General features: G+C 70.5%; 20 protein-coding genes. 12 read left to right on the forward strand and 8 right to left on the reverse strand.

Annotated features, from left to right (window positions below):
- Positions 1-5: 5 nt before the first annotated feature.
- Positions 6-872: a helix-turn-helix domain-containing protein gene (locus ACQPXM_RS10620; RefSeq protein ID WP_432950984.1), complete on the reverse strand. Its 867-nt coding sequence runs from the start codon at positions 870-872 to the stop codon at positions 6-8.
- 458 nt (positions 873-1330) lie between these two features.
- Between ACQPXM_RS10620 and ACQPXM_RS10625 the strand changes: the two genes are divergently transcribed.
- Both ACQPXM_RS10625 and ACQPXM_RS10630 read left to right on the forward strand, forming a co-directional pair.
- Positions 1331-1525 carry a hypothetical protein gene (locus ACQPXM_RS10625; protein ID WP_432947325.1) on the forward strand — a complete coding sequence of 65 codons (195 nt, stop codon included), beginning with the start codon at positions 1331-1333 and terminating at the stop codon, positions 1523-1525.
- A gap of 23 nt (positions 1526-1548) precedes the next feature.
- Positions 1549-1740 (forward strand): hypothetical protein, encoded by a 192-nt coding sequence (locus tag ACQPXM_RS10630; protein WP_012919557.1) that lies wholly within the window; start codon positions 1549-1551, stop codon positions 1738-1740.
- A gap of 275 nt (positions 1741-2015) precedes the next feature.
- Here ACQPXM_RS10630 and ACQPXM_RS10635 read toward each other — a convergent pair whose 3' ends face one another.
- Positions 2016-2249: a DUF397 domain-containing protein gene (locus tag ACQPXM_RS10635; RefSeq protein ID WP_077013862.1), complete on the reverse strand. Its 234-nt coding sequence runs from the start codon at positions 2247-2249 to the stop codon at positions 2016-2018.
- A gap of 463 nt (positions 2250-2712) precedes the next feature.
- On the opposite strand from ACQPXM_RS10635, the gene ACQPXM_RS10640 reads away from it, so the two are divergent.
- Both ACQPXM_RS10640 and ACQPXM_RS10645 read left to right on the forward strand, forming a co-directional pair.
- Positions 2713-3537, forward strand: coding sequence for an SAM-dependent methyltransferase (locus ACQPXM_RS10640; protein WP_432947328.1), 825 nt, complete (start codon positions 2713-2715; stop codon positions 3535-3537).
- 133 nt (positions 3538-3670) lie between these two features.
- Positions 3671-4900: an APC family permease gene (locus ACQPXM_RS10645; RefSeq protein ID WP_432947330.1), complete on the forward strand. Its 1230-nt coding sequence runs from the start codon at positions 3671-3673 to the stop codon at positions 4898-4900.
- On the opposite strand, the gene ACQPXM_RS10650 is transcribed toward ACQPXM_RS10645, so the two are convergent.
- Positions 4872-6335: an aminotransferase class I/II-fold pyridoxal phosphate-dependent enzyme gene (locus ACQPXM_RS10650; protein WP_432947332.1), complete on the reverse strand. Its 1464-nt coding sequence runs from the start codon at positions 6333-6335 to the stop codon at positions 4872-4874. The two genes, ACQPXM_RS10645 and ACQPXM_RS10650, sit on opposite strands and share 29 nt — an antisense overlap.
- Positions 6336-6486: 151 nt before the next feature.
- Here ACQPXM_RS10650 and ACQPXM_RS10655 point away from each other — a divergent pair, with 151 nt between their 5' ends.
- Positions 6487-7305 (forward strand): SigB/SigF/SigG family RNA polymerase sigma factor, encoded by an 819-nt coding sequence (locus ACQPXM_RS10655; RefSeq protein ID WP_432947334.1) that lies wholly within the window; start codon positions 6487-6489, stop codon positions 7303-7305.
- Here the strand turns inward: ACQPXM_RS10655 and ACQPXM_RS10660 are convergent.
- A complete protein-coding gene (locus tag ACQPXM_RS10660; RefSeq protein WP_432947336.1) occupies positions 7302-8819 on the reverse strand; it encodes an FAD-dependent oxidoreductase in 1518 nt (505 codons plus the stop codon). The two genes, ACQPXM_RS10655 and ACQPXM_RS10660, sit on opposite strands and share 4 nt — an antisense overlap.
- A gap of 99 nt (positions 8820-8918) precedes the next feature.
- Between ACQPXM_RS10660 and ACQPXM_RS10665 the strand changes: the two genes are divergently transcribed.
- Positions 8919-9698: a hypothetical protein gene (locus tag ACQPXM_RS10665; RefSeq protein ID WP_432947338.1), complete on the forward strand. Its 780-nt coding sequence runs from the start codon at positions 8919-8921 to the stop codon at positions 9696-9698.
- 113 nt (positions 9699-9811) lie between these two features.
- Positions 9812-10036 (forward strand): hypothetical protein, encoded by a 225-nt coding sequence (locus tag ACQPXM_RS10670; RefSeq protein WP_432947340.1) that lies wholly within the window; start codon positions 9812-9814, stop codon positions 10034-10036.
- Here the strand turns inward: ACQPXM_RS10670 and ACQPXM_RS10675 are convergent.
- The gene (locus ACQPXM_RS10675) at positions 10033-10179 is read right to left on the reverse strand and encodes an alpha/beta fold hydrolase (RefSeq protein WP_432950986.1); all 147 of its coding nucleotides are present in this window, start codon (positions 10177-10179) and stop codon (positions 10033-10035) included. The genes ACQPXM_RS10670 and ACQPXM_RS10675 overlap by 4 nt on opposite strands.
- 346 nt (positions 10180-10525) lie before the next feature.
- On the opposite strand from ACQPXM_RS10675, the gene ACQPXM_RS10680 reads away from it, so the two are divergent.
- Both ACQPXM_RS10680 and ACQPXM_RS10685 read left to right on the forward strand, forming a co-directional pair.
- Positions 10526-11632, forward strand: coding sequence for an NAD(P)/FAD-dependent oxidoreductase (locus tag ACQPXM_RS10680; protein WP_432947342.1), 1107 nt, complete (start codon positions 10526-10528; stop codon positions 11630-11632).
- Between the two features lie 68 nt (positions 11633-11700).
- Entirely contained in the window at positions 11701-11841 is a 141-nt protein-coding gene (locus ACQPXM_RS10685) for a hypothetical protein (protein ID WP_432947344.1), read from the forward strand.
- Here the strand turns inward: ACQPXM_RS10685 and ACQPXM_RS10690 are convergent.
- On the reverse strand, positions 11816-12751 hold the full coding sequence (locus ACQPXM_RS10690; protein WP_432947346.1) for a MarR family transcriptional regulator: 936 nt from the start codon (positions 12749-12751) through the stop codon (positions 11816-11818). The two genes, ACQPXM_RS10685 and ACQPXM_RS10690, sit on opposite strands and share 26 nt — an antisense overlap.
- A 161-nt stretch (positions 12752-12912) precedes the next feature.
- Here ACQPXM_RS10690 and ACQPXM_RS10695 point away from each other — a divergent pair, with 161 nt between their 5' ends.
- Positions 12913-13779, forward strand: coding sequence for an ABC transporter ATP-binding protein (locus ACQPXM_RS10695; RefSeq protein WP_432947348.1), 867 nt, complete (start codon positions 12913-12915; stop codon positions 13777-13779).
- Entirely contained in the window at positions 13776-14609 is an 834-nt protein-coding gene (locus ACQPXM_RS10700; protein WP_432947350.1) for an ABC transporter permease, read from the forward strand. Before ACQPXM_RS10695 ends, ACQPXM_RS10700 begins: the two co-directional genes overlap by 4 nt.
- A gap of 2 nt (positions 14610-14611) precedes the next feature.
- On the opposite strand, the gene ACQPXM_RS10705 is transcribed toward ACQPXM_RS10700, so the two are convergent.
- The gene (locus ACQPXM_RS10705; protein ID WP_432947352.1) at positions 14612-15139 is read right to left on the reverse strand and encodes a MerR family transcriptional regulator; all 528 of its coding nucleotides are present in this window, start codon (positions 15137-15139) and stop codon (positions 14612-14614) included.
- 52 nt (positions 15140-15191) lie between these two features.
- Between ACQPXM_RS10705 and ACQPXM_RS10710 the strand changes: the two genes are divergently transcribed.
- Positions 15192-15515, forward strand: coding sequence for a hypothetical protein (locus ACQPXM_RS10710; protein ID WP_432947354.1), 324 nt, complete (start codon positions 15192-15194; stop codon positions 15513-15515).
- Positions 15516-15556: 41 nt separating this feature from the next.
- Here ACQPXM_RS10710 and ACQPXM_RS10715 read toward each other — a convergent pair whose 3' ends face one another.
- On the reverse strand, positions 15557-16060 hold the full coding sequence (locus tag ACQPXM_RS10715) for a winged helix-turn-helix transcriptional regulator (RefSeq protein ID WP_432947356.1): 504 nt from the start codon (positions 16058-16060) through the stop codon (positions 15557-15559).
- Positions 16061-16102 lie beyond the last annotated feature (42 nt).

Consider the following 16102-nt stretch of genomic DNA (forward strand, 5'->3'; position numbering starts at 1 on the left):
GGCGGTCAGAAGTCCTTGAGAATGGTCGCGATCAGGTCGCGGGTCTTGTTCGGCGGCGGGGCCGCGACGCAGAGGGCTTCCATCGTCGCCGTGTACTGGTCGAGGTCCTCGAGCTTGTCCAGGTAGAGCGCACTGGTCAGGTGCTCGATGTAGACGATGTCGGGCAGATCGTGCTCGGGGAACCGCAGGATGCTGTACGCGCCACCGGTCGCCGCGTGGCCACCGGCCTCGAACGGCATCACCTGCAGCGTGACGTTGGGCATGTAGGTCGCCTCGATCAGGTGCTCCAGCTGCGCGCGCATCGCCTTCACGCCGCCGATCGGCCGGCGCAGCGCCGACTCGTCGACGACGGCCCAGAGCCGGACCGGGCTCACCCGGGTGAGCACTTCCTGGCGGCTGACCCGCAGGGACACCCGGCGTTCGACCTCGTCGGCCGGGATCAGCCCGCGGCCGAGCTGGACGACCGCGCGCACGTAGTCCTGAGTCTGCAGCAGGCCCGGCACGAACTGCAGCTCGTAGGTACGGATCAACTGGGCGGAGGCTTCGAGACCGAGGTAGGAGTGGAACCAGCTCGGCAGCACGTCACCGAAGCGGTGCCACCAACCGGGGTTGTTGGCGTCGCGGGCCAGCGAGAGCAGCCGCTCACGCTCCTCGGGGTCGTCGAGACCGTAGAGCCGCAGCAGGTCGGCGACGTCGCGCTCCTTGAAGCCGACCCGGCCGAGCTCCATCCGGCTGACCTTCGACTCCGACGACCGGATCTCCCAGCCCGCGTCGGACCGCGAGATGCCGGCGGCCTCACGCATCCGGCGCAGGTGCGCTCCCAGGATGATGCGTAGCGCTGTCGGCCCGCTTTGCGCGCCCGACTCCGTCACACTCACCTCCGACGCCCCAGCTGTGCCTCTGTCGTACCCCGAAACAAATCATCGCACGGCGGGCCGACGATCTGTCGACGTTCTTCCTGATGAGTCGCCGCCGCCCGCCGCCTCACTACCGACGGTGACCCCGAGTCTCGCACTGCTCGCCGCAATCGTCGACTTTGTCCAGACATAGTTGCGCGCCAAAAGCCCTTGACTGGGCCTCGGATCCGGCGGCGGACACCGCTGCTGAGCCTGAATCGGGTCTCCGGGAGGTCACAAACGGAAAACGTGCGAATGCACGTGCATCGGGCGCTTGCATTCGCAGCGTGCCGACGCCATGATTACTTCATGCACAGAAGGTGAGCTGGATCTCGCGCCAAGTGACATCACCGTCGCCGACGCGAACCAGCAGGCCGGACCTTTGGCCCGTCGGCGGTTCGCTGCCGGCATGACTGGTTGGGGTACCCGAGTCGATGAGTGACCACGACGCACAGCCCGTCGAGTCCGTCGCCGCGAAGACCGGCGACCGGGCGCCCGACGAGCTCACCGAGCGGGAGATCCAGGAACTCGTGGCGCGCTGCCCCGAGCAGCAGCGCTGGGCCTTCGAAGGGTGGCTGCGCGGTGTCCGCCAGCTCGACGGCGACCCGATCGTGAGCCTGAGCCCATGAACACCGATCGAGGAGGACGGAAAATGGTGCGGATCTGGTTGGGTGACCACCTGATCGCCGAGTACGTCGCGGAGCCGGACCGGGCCTCGCGCTACCAGCGGGTGATGACGCCCAAGTTCACCGGTCTGCGCATCACTGTCGACAACGCGGCCGGCCCCGGCAGCGCCTCGGAACTGCCGCGCAGCGAGCAGCTCTGGCCGCTCACCGTGCAGTAGGCCCTAGTAGTGCCCTAGTAGTACAGCACTCTGATCGACCGTTCGCGGGCCAGTGATCGGGCCTGCCGGCGGTGCACCACCGCTCCATGAGTTCTCGGAGCGCCTCGATGGAAAGGCCGTCTCCCTCCTCAGGTGACGGCTGGGCAAAAGGCCGTCCTCCTCCTCAAGGGACGGCCTTTTGTCACGTCCGGGGATGCTCGGGCGGTCGCAGACATGAAGAGGCCCCCTCACCGCTCGCCCGGTGAGGGGGCCTCTTGCCTTGGGTCGGACCCGGTTCAGGCGAGGTCGTCGAACTCCCCGTCCTGAACGCCGCCGAGGAACGCCTCGATCTCCGCCTGGGTGAAGACCAGGGCCGGGCCGTCGGTGTGGCGCGAGTTCCGCATCGCCACGCCGCCGCCCGGAAGCTTCGCCACCTCAACGCAGTTGCCGTTGGGGCCACTCCGCTGACTCTTGCGCCAGACCAGCTCGCTCATCGCGTCGCCGGGCATGCCGTTGTAGACAGCAGTCATCAGCTGCACCTTCCGTACGTCTTTGGCATATGCACGTGCATTTGGGCTTGCATTTGCATCGTACACGTTGGACGCCCGTGTGTCCGGTTGAATACGCGGCGTGACCGCAGGTGTGTCGCCGGCCCGGTGTGGCGTCGCTTTGGGTGATCGAAACCGGCGGCCGCGCGCCTGCGGGCGGCTCGGTGATTGACTCGCGCCCAGCTGGGGAAGACTCCGACCGGACCCCGGTACGCCGTACTCGCGTGCCGCTGCAGGTACTGCTGCGCGGGGTCCTCGCCGGACTCGAGCCGGCAACCATGTCAGGACGTGGCGACCGACGCCGGAATCCCTTGTCTAGTTGAGAAATCAGGCTTTTCGGATCTGGCTCGGGCAACACTCCCGACCAGGCTGATCCAGGGCCGCACTGGTATCAAAATGCACTACGATGACCGCACTGTTTCCCTACAACACAAAGGCTGCGTCGATGGCGAATTCCGACGGCCCGGGGGCAACTCCGGCGTTCGACACCTCCCAACCCACCATCGCCCGCGTGTACGACGCGCTGCTGGGTGGCAAGGACAACTTCGCCGTCGACCGTGAGGGCGCGGCGACCTACCTGAAGTACGTCCCGGATGCCGGTCGTTGCGCGATCGACAACCGGGCCGCGCTGGTCCGGGGCGTTCAGTTCCTCGTCCGCGAGGGCGTCGACCAGTTCCTGGACATCGGCAGCGGTCTGCCGACCCAGAAGAACACCCACCAGGCGGCGCAGGAGATCAACCCCGCCGCCAAGGTGGTCTACGTCGACATCGACCCGATCGTGCTCGCGCACGGCCGGGCGCTGCTGGCCACCAACGAGAACACGACCGTGGTGACCGCCGACCTGCGCGACCCGCAGGGGATCCTCGACCACCCGGACGTGAAGAGCCACCTGGACCTCAGCCGCCCGGTCGCGCTGATGGTCGTCGGCATCCACATGCACTTCCACGACGACGAGAAGCCCGACGAGTGGGTCCGCACGATCATGGACCAGTTGGTCCCGGGCAGCTACCTGTTCATCACCGACTTCGTCGACACCGGTGAGCCGCTGCAGAAGGCGATGGAGCAGGCCGGCCTGGAGAGCCTGGGCAACGGCTGGATCCGGACCCCGGAGCGGATCGAGCAGCACTTCCTCGGCATGCCGCTGGTGCCGCCGGGCCTGGACTTCCTCGAGCGCTGGAACCCGTCGGCCCCCGACGAAGAGGTCCCGGACGTCGAGGAGCTGCTGCCGTACCAGAAGATCCTGATGGCGGGCATCGCCAAGAAGGTCTGACCCGTACGTCGACGGCGCGCGTCCCCGCTCCCGGGGCCGCGCGCCTTCGTCGTTCCTGCGCACGAGGGACGGGCGTCGTCCGCCGCCGAGAGGCGTTCGGCCGCCGTTCAACGGGTTGTGATCGACTACCGCCATGACGCAGCTGCGGCGGGATCTGGGAGTCGGCGACGCGGTGGTGGTCGGCCTCGGCGCGATGATCGGTGCCGGGGTGTTCGTGGTCTTCGCCCCGGCCGCCGGGGTCGCCGGCGCGAGCCTGCTGATCGCGCTCGCGGTCGCCGCGGTGGTTGCCTACTGCAACGCGACGTCCTCGGCCCGGCTGGCCGCCGTCCATCCGCGGTCCGGCGGGACCTACGTCTACGGCCGCGAACAGCTGAGCCCGTTCTGGGGCTACCTGGCCGGCTGGGCGTTCGTCGTCGGCAAAACCGCGTCCTGCGCGGCGATGGCGCTCACCGTCGGCTCGTACCTGTGGCCCGAGCAGGGCCCCGTGGTCGCCGTCGTCGCGGTCGTCGCCGTGACGACGCTGAACTACTTCGGCGTGCAGAAGTCCGCGTGGGCGAGCCGGGTCATCGTGGCTGTCGTCCTGCTGGTGCTCGCAGCGGTCGTCGTGGTCGGTCTGACCGCGGACACGGCCGACTTCCAGCGGCTCGAGCTCGGGAGCTCCGTGCCGCTGTCGGGTGTACTCCAAGCGGCCGGCCTGCTGTTCTTCGCCTTCGCCGGCTACGCGCGGATCGCGACGCTCGGCGAGGAGGTGCGCGATCCGGCGCGGACGATTCCCCGCGCGGTCCCGCTCGCGCTGGCGATCACCTTCGGCACGTACGTCGCGGTCGCCGTCACCACGCTCGTCGTGCTCGGACCGGCCGCGTTGGCGGCGTCCCCGGACCCGCTCGCGGATGTCGTGCACGCCGCGGGCGTCGAACAACTCGGCCCGGTCGTGCGCGCCGGCGCCACCGTGGCGGCGCTCGGCGCGCTGCTGGCGCTGATCCTCGGCGTGTCCCGCACCACCTTGGCGATGGCGCGGGACGGGCACCTGCCGCGGCGCCTGGCCGCGATCCACCCGCGCTATCAGGTCCCGCACCGTGCCGAGCTCGCGGTCGGGCTGGTGGTCGCCGTGGTCGCCGCGACGACCGACCTGCGCGGCGCGATCGGCTTCTCGTCGTTCGGCGTGCTGGTCTACTACGCGATCGCCAACGCCTCGGCCTGGACGCTGCGCCCCCGCCGGTACGCCGTACCGGTGGTCGGCCTGATCGGTTGCCTCGGGCTGGCCTTCTCCCTGCCGTGGGCGTCGATCGCCGTCGGCTCGGCCGTCCTGGCCGTCGGCGCGCTGCTCTACTGGGCTACCGGGCGACGACGCGTACGGTCTTGAACTCCGGATCGGCCGCGTCGGGCAGCACCATCGTCGCCGCGACGCCGGAGCGCAGGTAGTCGACGACGCCGGCGGAGATGCGTTCGCCCGGCACGATCGCGGGGATGCCCGGCGGGTACGGCGTGATCTGCTCGGTCGCGATCCGGTCGATCGCGTCCTGGACCGCGACGGTCTCCTGCCGCGCGAAAAACGCCTCCCGCGGCAGCATCGCCTGCTCCAGCTCGAGGTCGGACGGATCGGGCAGCACGACCGAGCGCTGCTGGGGCAGCGACGTACGGGTCAGCTCGGCGAGCGCGGAGACGAGCCGGTCGGCGTCGTCCTGGTCGTCGGCGAAGGTGAACTGGGCGAGGATTCGCCGGTGATCGGACAGGCCGACGTTGATCGCCTTCTGCTCACGCAGCCAATCGGCCGCCTGGTAGCCCGAGATCCCGGCGTCCAGCACGTCGATCATGATCTGCAACCGGTCCAGATCGTGCGAAGCCTCCTCGGCGATCAGCCGGTCCTCGAACACCCGCAGGCCCGGCAGCCCGTCGATCGCGCCGCGGGTGCCGCGGACCAGTTTCAGCGCGTTGCCGAGCAGCTCGTGCCCGTTCAGCGCCATCTGCCGGCGCCAGCCGTCCATCGCGGCGTACAGGAGGACGTTCGGGCTGGTGGTGGACAGCAGGTCCTCGCTCTCCTGCAGCCGGACCGGATCGACCAGGTCGCCCTGCAGGTGGAAGACCGAACCCTGCTCGAAGCCGGCGCCGGCCTTGTGGATCGACACCACGCAGACGTCCGCGCCGGCGTCCATCGCCCAGGTCGGCAGGTCCTCGTGGAACGGCAGGTGCGCGCCCCACGCCTCGTCGACGATCAACGGCTTGCCGTGCCGGTGACAGATCTGCGCGATCGACTCCAGATCACTGCACGTCCCGTACGGCGAAGGGCTGGTGACGAGCGCTCCGACCGCTTCCGGATGGTCCCGGAACGCCTGGTCGAACGCCTCCGGGTTGGGCGGATGGGCCAGGTGCAGCTCGGTGTCCCAGCGCGGGCGGACCCAGACCGGTTCGATGCCGGCCAGCACGAGACCAGACACCACCGACTTGTGCGCGTCCCGGCCGATCAGCAGCTTCTCGCCGGGCGCGACGACCGCCATCATCGCGCTCTTCACCGACAGCGAGCTGCCGCAGGTCGAGAAGAACGCGTGGTCGGCGCCGACCGCGTCGGCCATCAACTCCTGGGCCCGGGGCAGCACGCGCTGGCGTGACTTGCGGTCGTCCAGCCCGCCGGTGGCCAGGACGTCGGACCGGAACACGTCGGCGCCGAGCACTTGCCGGACCAGGTCGTCGGCGCCCTTGCCCTGTTTGTGGCCGGGCGGCGAGTAGTTGCTGTAGTTCCGCTGGTGGTAGTCCCGCAGCGCCTCCAGCACCGGCGCCACCGACTGATCGAGGTTAGCCATGCCGTGCTGGTACCCCGGTCCGCCGGCTTCACGCCGTACCGTTGCCGAGGGCATGCATGGGATCCGGGCGGTTGGGTACGGGCCTGGACAGGAACGTGACCGTGGTCCAGAGATGTGCCACGCCGTGACGACTCGTCGCGAGGTCATACCGATGGCATCTTCGGTTGAGAGCGTGCCCACCCAGTGCTCGACCGCGGCCGACCGGGCCGCCCGTGAGGCCGTGACGCACGAACTGCTCGAACGCCGTGCCGCCAGCACCGACGAGACCGAGCGGCAGCAGCTGCTGGAACAGGTCGTCGAGCTCAACCTGGAGATGGCCAAGGGCATCGCCCGCCGGTTCCGCGGTCGCGGAGCCGAGGCCGACGATCTGGAGCAGGTCGCCTCGCTCGGTCTGGTGAAGGCCGCGCACCACTACCGTCTGGACGCCGACACGCCGTTCATCGGCTTCGCGATCCCGACCATCCGGGGCGAGGTGAAGCGATACTTCCGTGACTGTGCGTGGACCGTGCGGATCCCGCGCCGGCTGCAGGAGCTGCAGGGCGCGATCGCCGCCAAGCTGCCGCTGCTGGAGCAGGAGCTGAACCGTGAACCGACGCCGGCCGAGATCGCCGACCAGCTCGATGTGGACGTGACCGACGTCGAGCAGGCGCTGGCCGCCCGCGGGTGCTTCAACGTCCTGTCGCTGGACCGGCCGGCCGAGCCGGACGCCGAGCTGACGCTGGCCGACGTGGTCGCCGACGACGAGGACACGAGCATCGACCAGCTGGAGGCGGTCGACATGCTGCAGCCGGTCCTGCAGGACCTCGGTCCGCGCGAACGGCGGATCCTGCAGCTGCGTTTCGTCGAGGGCTGGACCCAGTCCGAGATCGGCGAGGACATCGGGGTCAGCCAGATGCAGGTGTCCCGCGTCCTGCGCCGCATCCTCGACGACCTGCGCGCCAAACTCTCCCCGATGCCGGCCGCGGCCTAGAGCGCGAGAACGGCGCCGGCGGCAACCAACCGTTCCTGCAGGTGCCGTACGTCGAGCTGTTGCACCGCGCACCCAGTTCGGAAGGCGTGCGCGGCCGCGACTCCCGCCGCCTGCCCGAGCAGCTCGTACTGCGGCTCCATCCGCACCGACGCGAAGGCGACGTGCGACGCGCTCAGGCACACCGGGACGAGCAGGTTCCGGCAGTCGTCGTACTTCGGGACGATGCACCGGTACGGGATCTGGTACGGCGCGACCGCGACCGACAGGTAGCCCTCGTTGAAGACCCACGGCGCCGGATCGGGATGCTCGTAGGCGACCGACCACGTGCGCTGCACCTCGCGGATGTCGATGTGGTACGACCCCATCGCGATCGCGTCGTACTGGCGGACCGGTCGCGGCAGCAGGTCGTGCTGGGTCAGCACGTACTCGCCGTTCATCCGCCGCGCCTCCCGGACGTACAACTGGTGCGGCAGGCCGCCGCCGAACTCGTCGGGTGCGAATCCCCAGGCCCGCAGGCCGTCCCGGACCGATCGGGGGACCGCCGGGTCGGTGGTCATGAACCAGAGGAAGTCGCGGGTGTAGTCGGCGTGCCGTCGGCGGATCCGTTCGCGCAGGTCTTCGTCGGCGTCCGGGTAGGCCCAGTTGGTTCCGTCGAGCAGGCTGAGCGACAACGGGCCGATCGAGTTGCCGTCGCATTTGCCGTTTGGCAGGTTCGGAACCAGGCCGATCACGTCGCCGGCGGCCGGCTCCACACCGTTCGCCCGCAGGACGGCGAACCACCGGCGAGCCAGTTCCCACTCGGCCGGGTCGTAGCCAGGTCGCTGCTCGAACGGCAACCGGTCCGGCGCCGAGCTGAGACAGACGCGGAACCCGTAGGCCATCACTCCACCGTCGCCCTCACCGGGCGCCACCAGCGGACGCTGGTGGACAAGGCGCAAGGGCTGATCGTCCTGCAACGGGGACACCGTGGTGGGAAACTGGTGCTTGCCCGGGGCAAACTCCTGCCGGCCGGCCAGCGACTCGCCGTACTTGGATCTCCCTTCGCGGCCCACGGCGTACGGCACACCCGCGGCGGCGAGCAGATCGCCTTCGTAGCCGGCGTCGACGAACATCCCAGCCCGATAGGTTCCGGCCGTCGTGCCGAGCGCGCGGATCTCGCCGTCAGTGGCGTCCACGCTCAGCAGCCTGGCGTCGAAGACGACGTCCACGCCGGCCTCGGTGAGCCAGTCGGTGAAGATCTGCTCGGCGACATGCGGCTCGGGCCCGGCGTAGTGGCCCGCCGGTACGCCGTACCGGTCGGCGACGGCGAGCATGAACTCGCGGGCCAGTCCGCCCAGCACGCGGGCGTCGCCCAGATCGGTGTAGCCGAGGCCGCCGGACACCATTCCGCCCAGGTGACGGCCCGGTTCGAGCAGGATCACCCGGGCGCCTTCCCGCGCGGCGGCCACCGCCGCGGTCACGCCGGCCGCGGGCCCGCCGTACACGACGATCTCGGTCTCGTGGGCTGCGATCATCGCTTCAGCCTAGGACGCCGACTCACGCGGGTGGTTGTCACGGTCCGTGCCGGGGTAGAGGCACAATGAGGTGATGCTCACTAGCCTGGGATCGGGGCCGTGTACTACCGGATGATCTGGACGTTGCCCAAGGATGCGATCGCCGTGGTGCGGTGGTATCCGCGGATGGTGGTGGCCTTCGCCGGTGCCCTGGCCGGAACCGCGCTGGTGTTCGACGTGTTCTACCTGATCGCCAGTCCGGGGCTCGCGCTGGCGCTGGTCTACACCGTGCCGGTGCTGGCCGGGCTGGTCGCCGGACTGGTCGCCGCGGCCGACGACGTCGGGCTGGAACGGCGCGAACTGGTCTGGACGGTGGTGGCGACCGTGGTCCTCGGCCTCACCAACGCCGTGGTGGTGGCGATGGTGTCCGCGATGCGCCGGACCGATCCGTCGAACTGGCGGGCCGGCTGGCAGGCGGTGCTGTTCGCCGGCTGCACGGTGCTCTCGGTCGCGTTGACGATCGTTGTCCTGGGCAAGCTGGTGCGGGTGCTCGGGGTCGAGGTGCAGACCCGGTGGCCGGTGCGGACGGTCCCGGTCGCGGTGCCGGCGACCGCAGTGGCGCTCGTGGCCGAGAAGCCGCGAGCGAGCAAGGAGGCGGCCGCTCGGGCTCCGGTGCGGGTCCCGGAGCCCGAGCCGGAGATCGAGCAGTACGGCGACGAGTACGACGAGCCGGTCCCGGCGTACGTGCCGCGGGTGGTCGACCTCGACGAGCCACGGACGATCACGCCGTCCGCCGAGGGGACCGGCCACGCCGATCGCCGCGTGGTCCGGCGCCGGACACCGCCGAGCGTGCCCCCGTCACGCCGTACTCCGCGCACTCGCCGCCGCCCTGACCGCTAGCAGTCCCGATCGGCCCTCGGCAGCCGCGCGCTCGCCAGGTAGTCGTTGCCTGCAGCAACGTCCGGACCAGCTCGCTGAACCCCGCCCGCGCCGGATCACGGTCGTCGGCCAGCATGCTCAGCAGCAGCCCCGGCACCCAGCCGTCGTCCAGGTCGTACTTCCCGACCGTCAACCCGTTCGCGGCGACCTGCTGGATCCGGTCGATCGTGCCGAGCACCTGGCTCCGCGACCTCCCCAGCCCGTACGTCGAGTCGCGAGCCGCGGCCCAGTCCGCCCAGGCCCGGAGTGCGGCCTCGTTCGCGGGTCCGATCTCGCGCAGCAGCCGCGGCCCGTGCTAATCCGGATTGATCGGTCCGTCCAGCACGAACCGGTCGAGCCGATGCGGGAACAGCTGGGCGTAGACCGAGCCGAGATAGGTCCCGTACGAGTAGCCCAGGTACGAGATCTTCCGCTCGCCGAGGACCGCCCGGATCCGGTCGATGTCGCGCGCGGTGGCCGCCGTCGTTCAGGACCATCGCGCCGATCCGCCGCTCGGTCGCCTTCAGCCGCGACATCGCGACGGTGATGTGCGGGCCGTGCGGGCGGGTGTAGTCGAGCGGGAGCGCAGTTCGCCGCACTGCGCTCCCGCCTCGTCGAGCTGCTTGCCTTCCTCGTCATCGGGGCCGGTCCTGGCACCGAACCCAGCAGCCCGATCGCCAGCGGGATGGTCAGCTTCATGAGCACTCCTTCCTGAGTGCCTCCGACGCTAGGAACGGTGAGGCGTCGAAACACCGGGCCGGACACCCGTTCTCGGGTAGCGCAGGCGCCACCGCCCTAGGCTGGGGAAGGTGAAACCCGTGTGGGACCTCGCGATCGTCGGTGCCGGCCCGGCCGGGACGGCGGCTGCGCTGGGCGCGCTCTCCGCGGACCCCACGCTGTCGGTGCTGCTGCTCGACCGCACCGGCTTCCCGCGGGACAAGACCTGCGGGGACGGGATCGCGCCGCACGTGCTCGACCTGCTCGCGTCGGTCGGAGTGACCGGGCTGCTCGACGACTGGACGCCGGTCCGCCGGCTGGCGCTCGAGCACGATGGGCTGGTGGTCGACCGGGAGATGCAGCGGGCGACCTGGGTAGTGCCGCGGGAGGTCTTCGACGCGCGACTGGTCGAGGCCGCGGCGGCGGCCGGTGCGCAGCTGGTCAACCATCGGGTGCGCGACGTGGAGCTCCGCCCCGACTGCGTGATGCTGGACGGAACGATCGCGGCGAAGGTGGTGGTGGGCGCGGACGGCGCGCAGTCCGTCGTACGGCGGGCGCTCGGGGTGAAATCGGCGCCTGCCGCGCTGGCTCTGCGTGGGTACGCGCCGACGCGCGACGGTCGCGATGCCCGGCAGGTGATCGTGTACGGGCCCGGCCGGCAGCCGTCGTACGCATGGTCGTTCGACCGGGGAGACGGCCTCTCGAACGTCGGGTACGGCGAGGCGCTGCACCCGGGCCGACCACACCCGACCCGCGCGGATCTGCTGGCGAAACTGGAGCAGCTCCTGCCGGACTCGACCCGGGACGGTACGTCGTGGAAGGCGCACCACTTGCCTCTCACCACCTGGACCTGGCGACCACACCTCGGTCGCGTCCTGCTCGCCGGGGACGCCGCCGCGCTCATCAACCCGATGACCGGAGAAGGCATCTACTACGCCGTCGCCACCGGGCTGCACGCCGGCCGGGCTGCCCTGGCCGGGTCGGACGCGGGAGCGACGTACCGGAAGCTGGTCCGTCCGCTCGCCGCGCACTTCCGGCATGCGACGCTCGCCGGGCGCCTGTCCGGATCGCCGCGCATCCTCGACGCGGGCATCCGTGGCGCGGCCGCCGACCAGCGCGTGTTCGACGACCTGGTCGCGCTCGGGCTGGCCGACGGGCGCATCACCTCGCGCGTCCTGCGCTCGCTGGTCGGCCGCTGAGCCGTCTCAGCATCCGGGCGATTTGTCGATCTGCCCACTGGCCTATGGATTCCTTCTACGGTGGGTCCATGCTGGACGAATCGACAGCCCGCGACGAGAAGCGCACCGACTGGCTGCGCTCCCGCGAGGAGTGGGCGCCGACCGTGGTCGGGCTCGTCGTGATCGTCCTCGTGCTCGCGGGCGTCATCCCGGTGGACCTGCTGCCCTGACGGCGAGCGCGTCGCGCTGGGCCGGAGTCAGCCGCCCAGGCGCTGCCGCGACGGCGTACGTGGTGGGCGTCGGCCGGTCGAGAGTCAGGGGATCGGTGAAGGGCGCGTAGGTCTCGGCGTCGCGGAGGGCGTCGGCGACCCGATCGGCGGACCAGCCGAGGGCGTCGGCCAGTTCGGGCGCGGTGAGCGGGCGGCGGGCGTGCAGCAGCGCGGCGAGCACGGTGGCCGCGTCTTCGGCGGCGGCGGACGAGAGGCCGCCGGCCATGTCGTCGCTGAGCTGGGTGAAGAAGCGGGCCATCTGCTGCAACCGCGCGCCGGTCGGCGTACCGGGGTCGAAGAGGGCTGCGCCCTCGCGTGCGCGCTCGGCCCAGTCGGCGTTCGCGCGGGCGCTGGTGACCCAGGCGCGCATCCAGACGTCGTCGGCGATCGTGTAGTGCTCGCGGCGGCTGTCCGGCGAACGCCCGCGCTCGACCATCCCGAGCTCTTCCAGGTAGGCGATCGCCTTCGAGACGGACGCCGGACTCACTCGCAGCCGGCTGACCAACTGCGCCGCGGTGAGATTGGGCTCGTCGGTCGTGTAGAGCCGGGAGAGCACGCGGGCGGCCATCCGGGGCACGCCGTTCGCGACCATCGTCGCCGCGAAGCGTTCGGCGAACTCCAGGACGCAGGGGTCCTCGCCGGGTGAGGCCGCAGGCAGGCCAGAGCGGTGCCGGCGCCGGGCCCGGTACGCCGTCGCGTGGTGCGCGTGCTCGGCCCGGTATCCGCGCGGGCCGCCGTTGCGGGCGATCTCCCGGCTCACGGTGGAGGTCGGCCGGTCGAGCCGACGCGCGATCTCGGCGTACCCGAGACCGTCGGCCAGCCCGGCGGCGATCGCCTGGCGCTCCTCCTGGCGCAGCCGGTCTCCTGGCATCGGTTCTCCTCCCTGGTGCGTTCACCGGCAGCTCATTGCAACGGCCGATTGCATTCACCGTCAGATCCATTGCATTGAATCGCCCAAATCGCCGAAAAACAAGAGGTTCTGATTGTGGCCAGCGTTGCCGGTTGTTCGGGCAAACCCTAGCGTTCACAGTCATGGAAACAATAGATGTGCGCGGCCTGCGGATGCGGTACGGCGCCACGGACGTGCTGCACGACGTCAGTTTCACGGTCGGACCAGGCGAGGTGCTCGCGCTGCTCGGCCCGAACGGCGCGGGCAAGACGACCACGATCGAGATCCTCGAAGGCTTCCGGATGCGCTCCGCTGGCGCGGCCACCGTCCTGGGCGTCGACCCCGCTCACGGCGACGAGGCCTGGAGGGCCCGGCTCGGTGTGGTGCTGCAGTCCTGGCGCGACCACGGCAAATGGCGGGTCCGCGAACTGCTCGCCCACCTCGGCCGGTACTACGCGCCGTACGCGACGGCGACGACATCGCGGCCGTGGGACGCCGACGAGCTGATCGAGCTGGTCGGACTGAGCGATCGCGCGGACCACAAGATCAAGACCTTGTCGGGCGGGCAACGGCGCCGGCTGGATGTTGCCATCGGCATCATCGGGCGGCCGGAGGTGCTGTTCCTCGACGAACCGACGACCGGGTTCGACCCCGCGGCACGGCACGCGTTCCACACGCTGGTGCGGCGGCTGGCGACCGACCTGCGCACGACGATCCTGCTGACCACCCACGACCTCGACGAGGCGAGCAAGCTGGCCGACCGGATCCTCGTCCTGTCCGACGGCCGGGTCCTGGCGAGCGGGACGCTCGGCGAGCTGACCCGCCAGATCGCGGACCGGGACGAGGTCCGCTGGCGAATCGGCGGTACGGCGTACGAGGAGCTGACGGGGGAGTCGACCGCCTTCGTCCGCGACCTGTTCACCCGGTACGGCGACGCGGTGCAGGACCTGGAAGTACGCCGGGCCCGGCTGGAGGACGCGTACCTTTCGCTGGTGGGGGAGGGCCGGTGAACGCGTGGCGGATCGGATGGTCGCGCGGCATCATCGAGCTGCGGCAGTCGTTCAGCAACGGGGCGGAACTGGTCAGCCATTTCCTCTGGCCGGTGCTGATGCTGGTGGCGCTGTACTTCCTGCGCGACCGCGAGTTCGCCGGGACGGGGATCCTGCTCGGGACCCTCGCACTGCCGAGCATTCTCGGCATGAACGCGGCGATGGGCATGCTCAGCATGAGCCAGCAACTGACCGCTGACCGCGAGGACGGCACGCTGCTGCGCGCGAAGGCGACGCCGGCCGGCGTCCAGGCCTACCTGATCGGCAAGGTCGTCTCGGTCGCCGGCGGGCTGCTCGCCGATCTCGCGATCCTGCTGGTGCCGGGCTTGTTCCTGGTCGACGGTCTGGAGTTCTCGCTGACGTCGTTGCTCACGTTGCTCTGGGTGCTGCTGCTCGGACTGCTCGCGACCCTGCCCATCGGCGCGATCCTGGGCTCGGCCTTCCCCAGCGCGCGGGCCCAGGGGCTGGTGCAGCTCCCGATACTGGCGATGATCGCGATCTCGGGCATCTTCTATCCGCTCAGCGCGCTGCCGGGCTGGCTGCAGGTGGTCGCGCAGGTGTCGCCGATCTACTGGCTGGGGCTCGGCACCCGGTCCGCTTTGTTGCCCGACGCAACTGTCGTGGTGGAGGTCGGGGAGTCCTGGCGGCACCTGGAAACCGCCGGCGTGCTGGGCGCCTGGGCCGTGCTCGGACTACTCGTCGCGCCGGTCCTGCTCCGGCGGATGGCCCGCCGGGAGTCCGGCTCGTCCGTGGCGACTCGCCGCGAGAAGGCGTTGCAACGAGTCGGCTGAGCTCAATCCGTGCCGAAGTGCGTCCGTGAGGCTTGCTTCTGAGCCTCACGGCGTACGGCGGCCAGCAGCGCGTCGCCGAGCACGCTGCCGATCACGGCTCGCTCGGTCAGCGCGTCGAGATCGGCATCGGCCCGCTCCAGCCACTTCAACTCCAGCTCGGCCAGCTGAGCGGCCGTGTCCTGGTAGGCGCTCAGCAGGTCCGCAAGGTCGGCATGCCCGAGCTCATCGGCCGTCGCGAGCACCTCGTCGACCGAGCTCGCGGCGACCGCGCGTTGCGCTTCGCCGAGTGTGCTGTGCACGGTCCGCTCCGGATCCTCGACGGCCGCGACCACCCGCTTGACCACCGCCACCGGGATCCCGCCGACCCCGATCAGGGCCCGGAGCAACCGAATCCGGTGCAGGTGCGACTCGTCGTACGAGACCTGGTTGTAGCCGGCCCGCGCACCACCGGGCAGCAGCCCTTCGCGCACGTAGTACTTGATCGTCGCCGCCGGTATGCCGGACTGCTCGGCCAGCTCGTTGATCCGCATCCAGGTCCTCTCGGTCTTGATCGATAGTACCACTATCGACTAGCCTCGTGGCATGTTGACCCTGCGCTTGGCCGCCGTGGCGATCGCCGCCGTCACCGCGTTGCTGCTGCTGATCGGCGACCATCCGCGGGAGTTCGTGGTCGCGGATCTCCTGGTGGTCGCCCTGCTGGCCCTCGCCGCCGTCCTGCCGGTGTCGCGCGGGGCCGTTCTCGCGCTGGCGATCGGATTCGGGGCCGGCCTGGGCGTGTTCACGGTCGCTTTTGTCGGCACGCTCGACGACGGCCCGCTGAACTGGCCGCTGGCGACCGCCGTTGTGGGGTGCGGGGCCGGCGTCGCGTTGACCTGGCGCCAGTACGGCGCGAAGTCGCGCGCCTAGGGCGCGGTCTCCCGCTACGGCGCGGAATCGGGAGGCAGGCCCTAGTCGACGATGCGCGGCTGGGCCGAGGGGCCGGGGGTGAAGGCGACCTCGCGCGGCTCGGGCTCGTGGCCGGCGGCGCAATGCATGGTGACGGTGACCTCCTCGCCGCACCCGCGGTGGCGGGCGATCAGCGGCGGTCCGTCGTCGAGCGGGAGGTGCTCGTCGCCCCACTGGACCAACGCGACCATCACCGGGTAGAGGTCGAGGCCGGCCTGGGTGAGGCGGTATTCGTACCGCTCGCGCTGGCCGGGCAGCCGGTACGGGACGCGACGCAGCAGGCCGCGGTCGATCAGGCGCGCGAGCCGGTCGGTGAGCACCTGGCGGGGGATCTCGGTCCGGGTCCGGATGTCCTCGAACCGGCGCAGCCCGACGAACACCTCGCGCAGCACGTGGAACGTCCACTTGTCGCCGAGGATCTCCATCGTGCGCGAGATCGTGCAGTTCGCCGTCGACCAGTGCAGCGCCTCGGGCGTCGTCTCCGGCACGGTCTCCTGCTGGCTCATGCTCCGATGATAAGTCCACTTGACAGACTCAGCCAACCCCAG

Origin of the sequence: Kribbella sp. CA-253562 (genome assembly GCF_050942265.1) — a bacterium.
Classification (GTDB): Bacteria; Actinomycetota; Actinomycetes; order Propionibacteriales; family Kribbellaceae; genus Kribbella.

Excerpts from the sequence above, each read along its gene's own strand:
- ACQPXM_RS10625 (WP_432947325.1), top strand. The coding sequence starts at position 1,331 with ATGAGTGACCACGACGCACAGCCCGTCGAGTCCGTCGCCGCGAAGACC.
- ACQPXM_RS10630 (WP_012919557.1), top strand. The coding sequence starts at position 1,549 with ATGGTGCGGATCTGGTTGGGTGACCACCTGATCGCCGAGTACGTCGCG.
- ACQPXM_RS10635 (WP_077013862.1), bottom strand. The coding sequence starts at position 2,249 with ATGACTGCTGTCTACAACGGCATGCCCGGCGACGCGATGAGCGAGCTG.
- ACQPXM_RS10640 (WP_432947328.1), top strand. The coding sequence starts at position 2,713 with ATGGCGAATTCCGACGGCCCGGGGGCAACTCCGGCGTTCGACACCTCC.
- ACQPXM_RS10645 (WP_432947330.1), top strand. The coding sequence starts at position 3,671 with ATGACGCAGCTGCGGCGGGATCTGGGAGTCGGCGACGCGGTGGTGGTC.
- ACQPXM_RS10650 (WP_432947332.1), bottom strand. The coding sequence starts at position 6,335 with ATGGCTAACCTCGATCAGTCGGTGGCGCCGGTGCTGGAGGCGCTGCGG.
- ACQPXM_RS10655 (WP_432947334.1), top strand. The coding sequence starts at position 6,487 with ATGGCATCTTCGGTTGAGAGCGTGCCCACCCAGTGCTCGACCGCGGCC.
- ACQPXM_RS10660 (WP_432947336.1), bottom strand. The coding sequence starts at position 8,819 with ATGATCGCAGCCCACGAGACCGAGATCGTCGTGTACGGCGGGCCCGCG.
- ACQPXM_RS10670 (WP_432947340.1), top strand. The coding sequence starts at position 9,812 with ATGCTCAGCAGCAGCCCCGGCACCCAGCCGTCGTCCAGGTCGTACTTC.
- ACQPXM_RS10685 (WP_432947344.1), top strand. The coding sequence starts at position 11,701 with ATGCTGGACGAATCGACAGCCCGCGACGAGAAGCGCACCGACTGGCTG.
- ACQPXM_RS10690 (WP_432947346.1), bottom strand. The coding sequence starts at position 12,751 with ATGCCAGGAGACCGGCTGCGCCAGGAGGAGCGCCAGGCGATCGCCGCC.
- ACQPXM_RS10695 (WP_432947348.1), top strand. The coding sequence starts at position 12,913 with ATGGAAACAATAGATGTGCGCGGCCTGCGGATGCGGTACGGCGCCACG.
- ACQPXM_RS10705 (WP_432947352.1), bottom strand. The coding sequence starts at position 15,139 with ATGCGGATCAACGAGCTGGCCGAGCAGTCCGGCATACCGGCGGCGACG.
- ACQPXM_RS10710 (WP_432947354.1), top strand. The coding sequence starts at position 15,192 with ATGTTGACCCTGCGCTTGGCCGCCGTGGCGATCGCCGCCGTCACCGCG.
- ACQPXM_RS10715 (WP_432947356.1), bottom strand. The coding sequence starts at position 16,060 with ATGAGCCAGCAGGAGACCGTGCCGGAGACGACGCCCGAGGCGCTGCAC.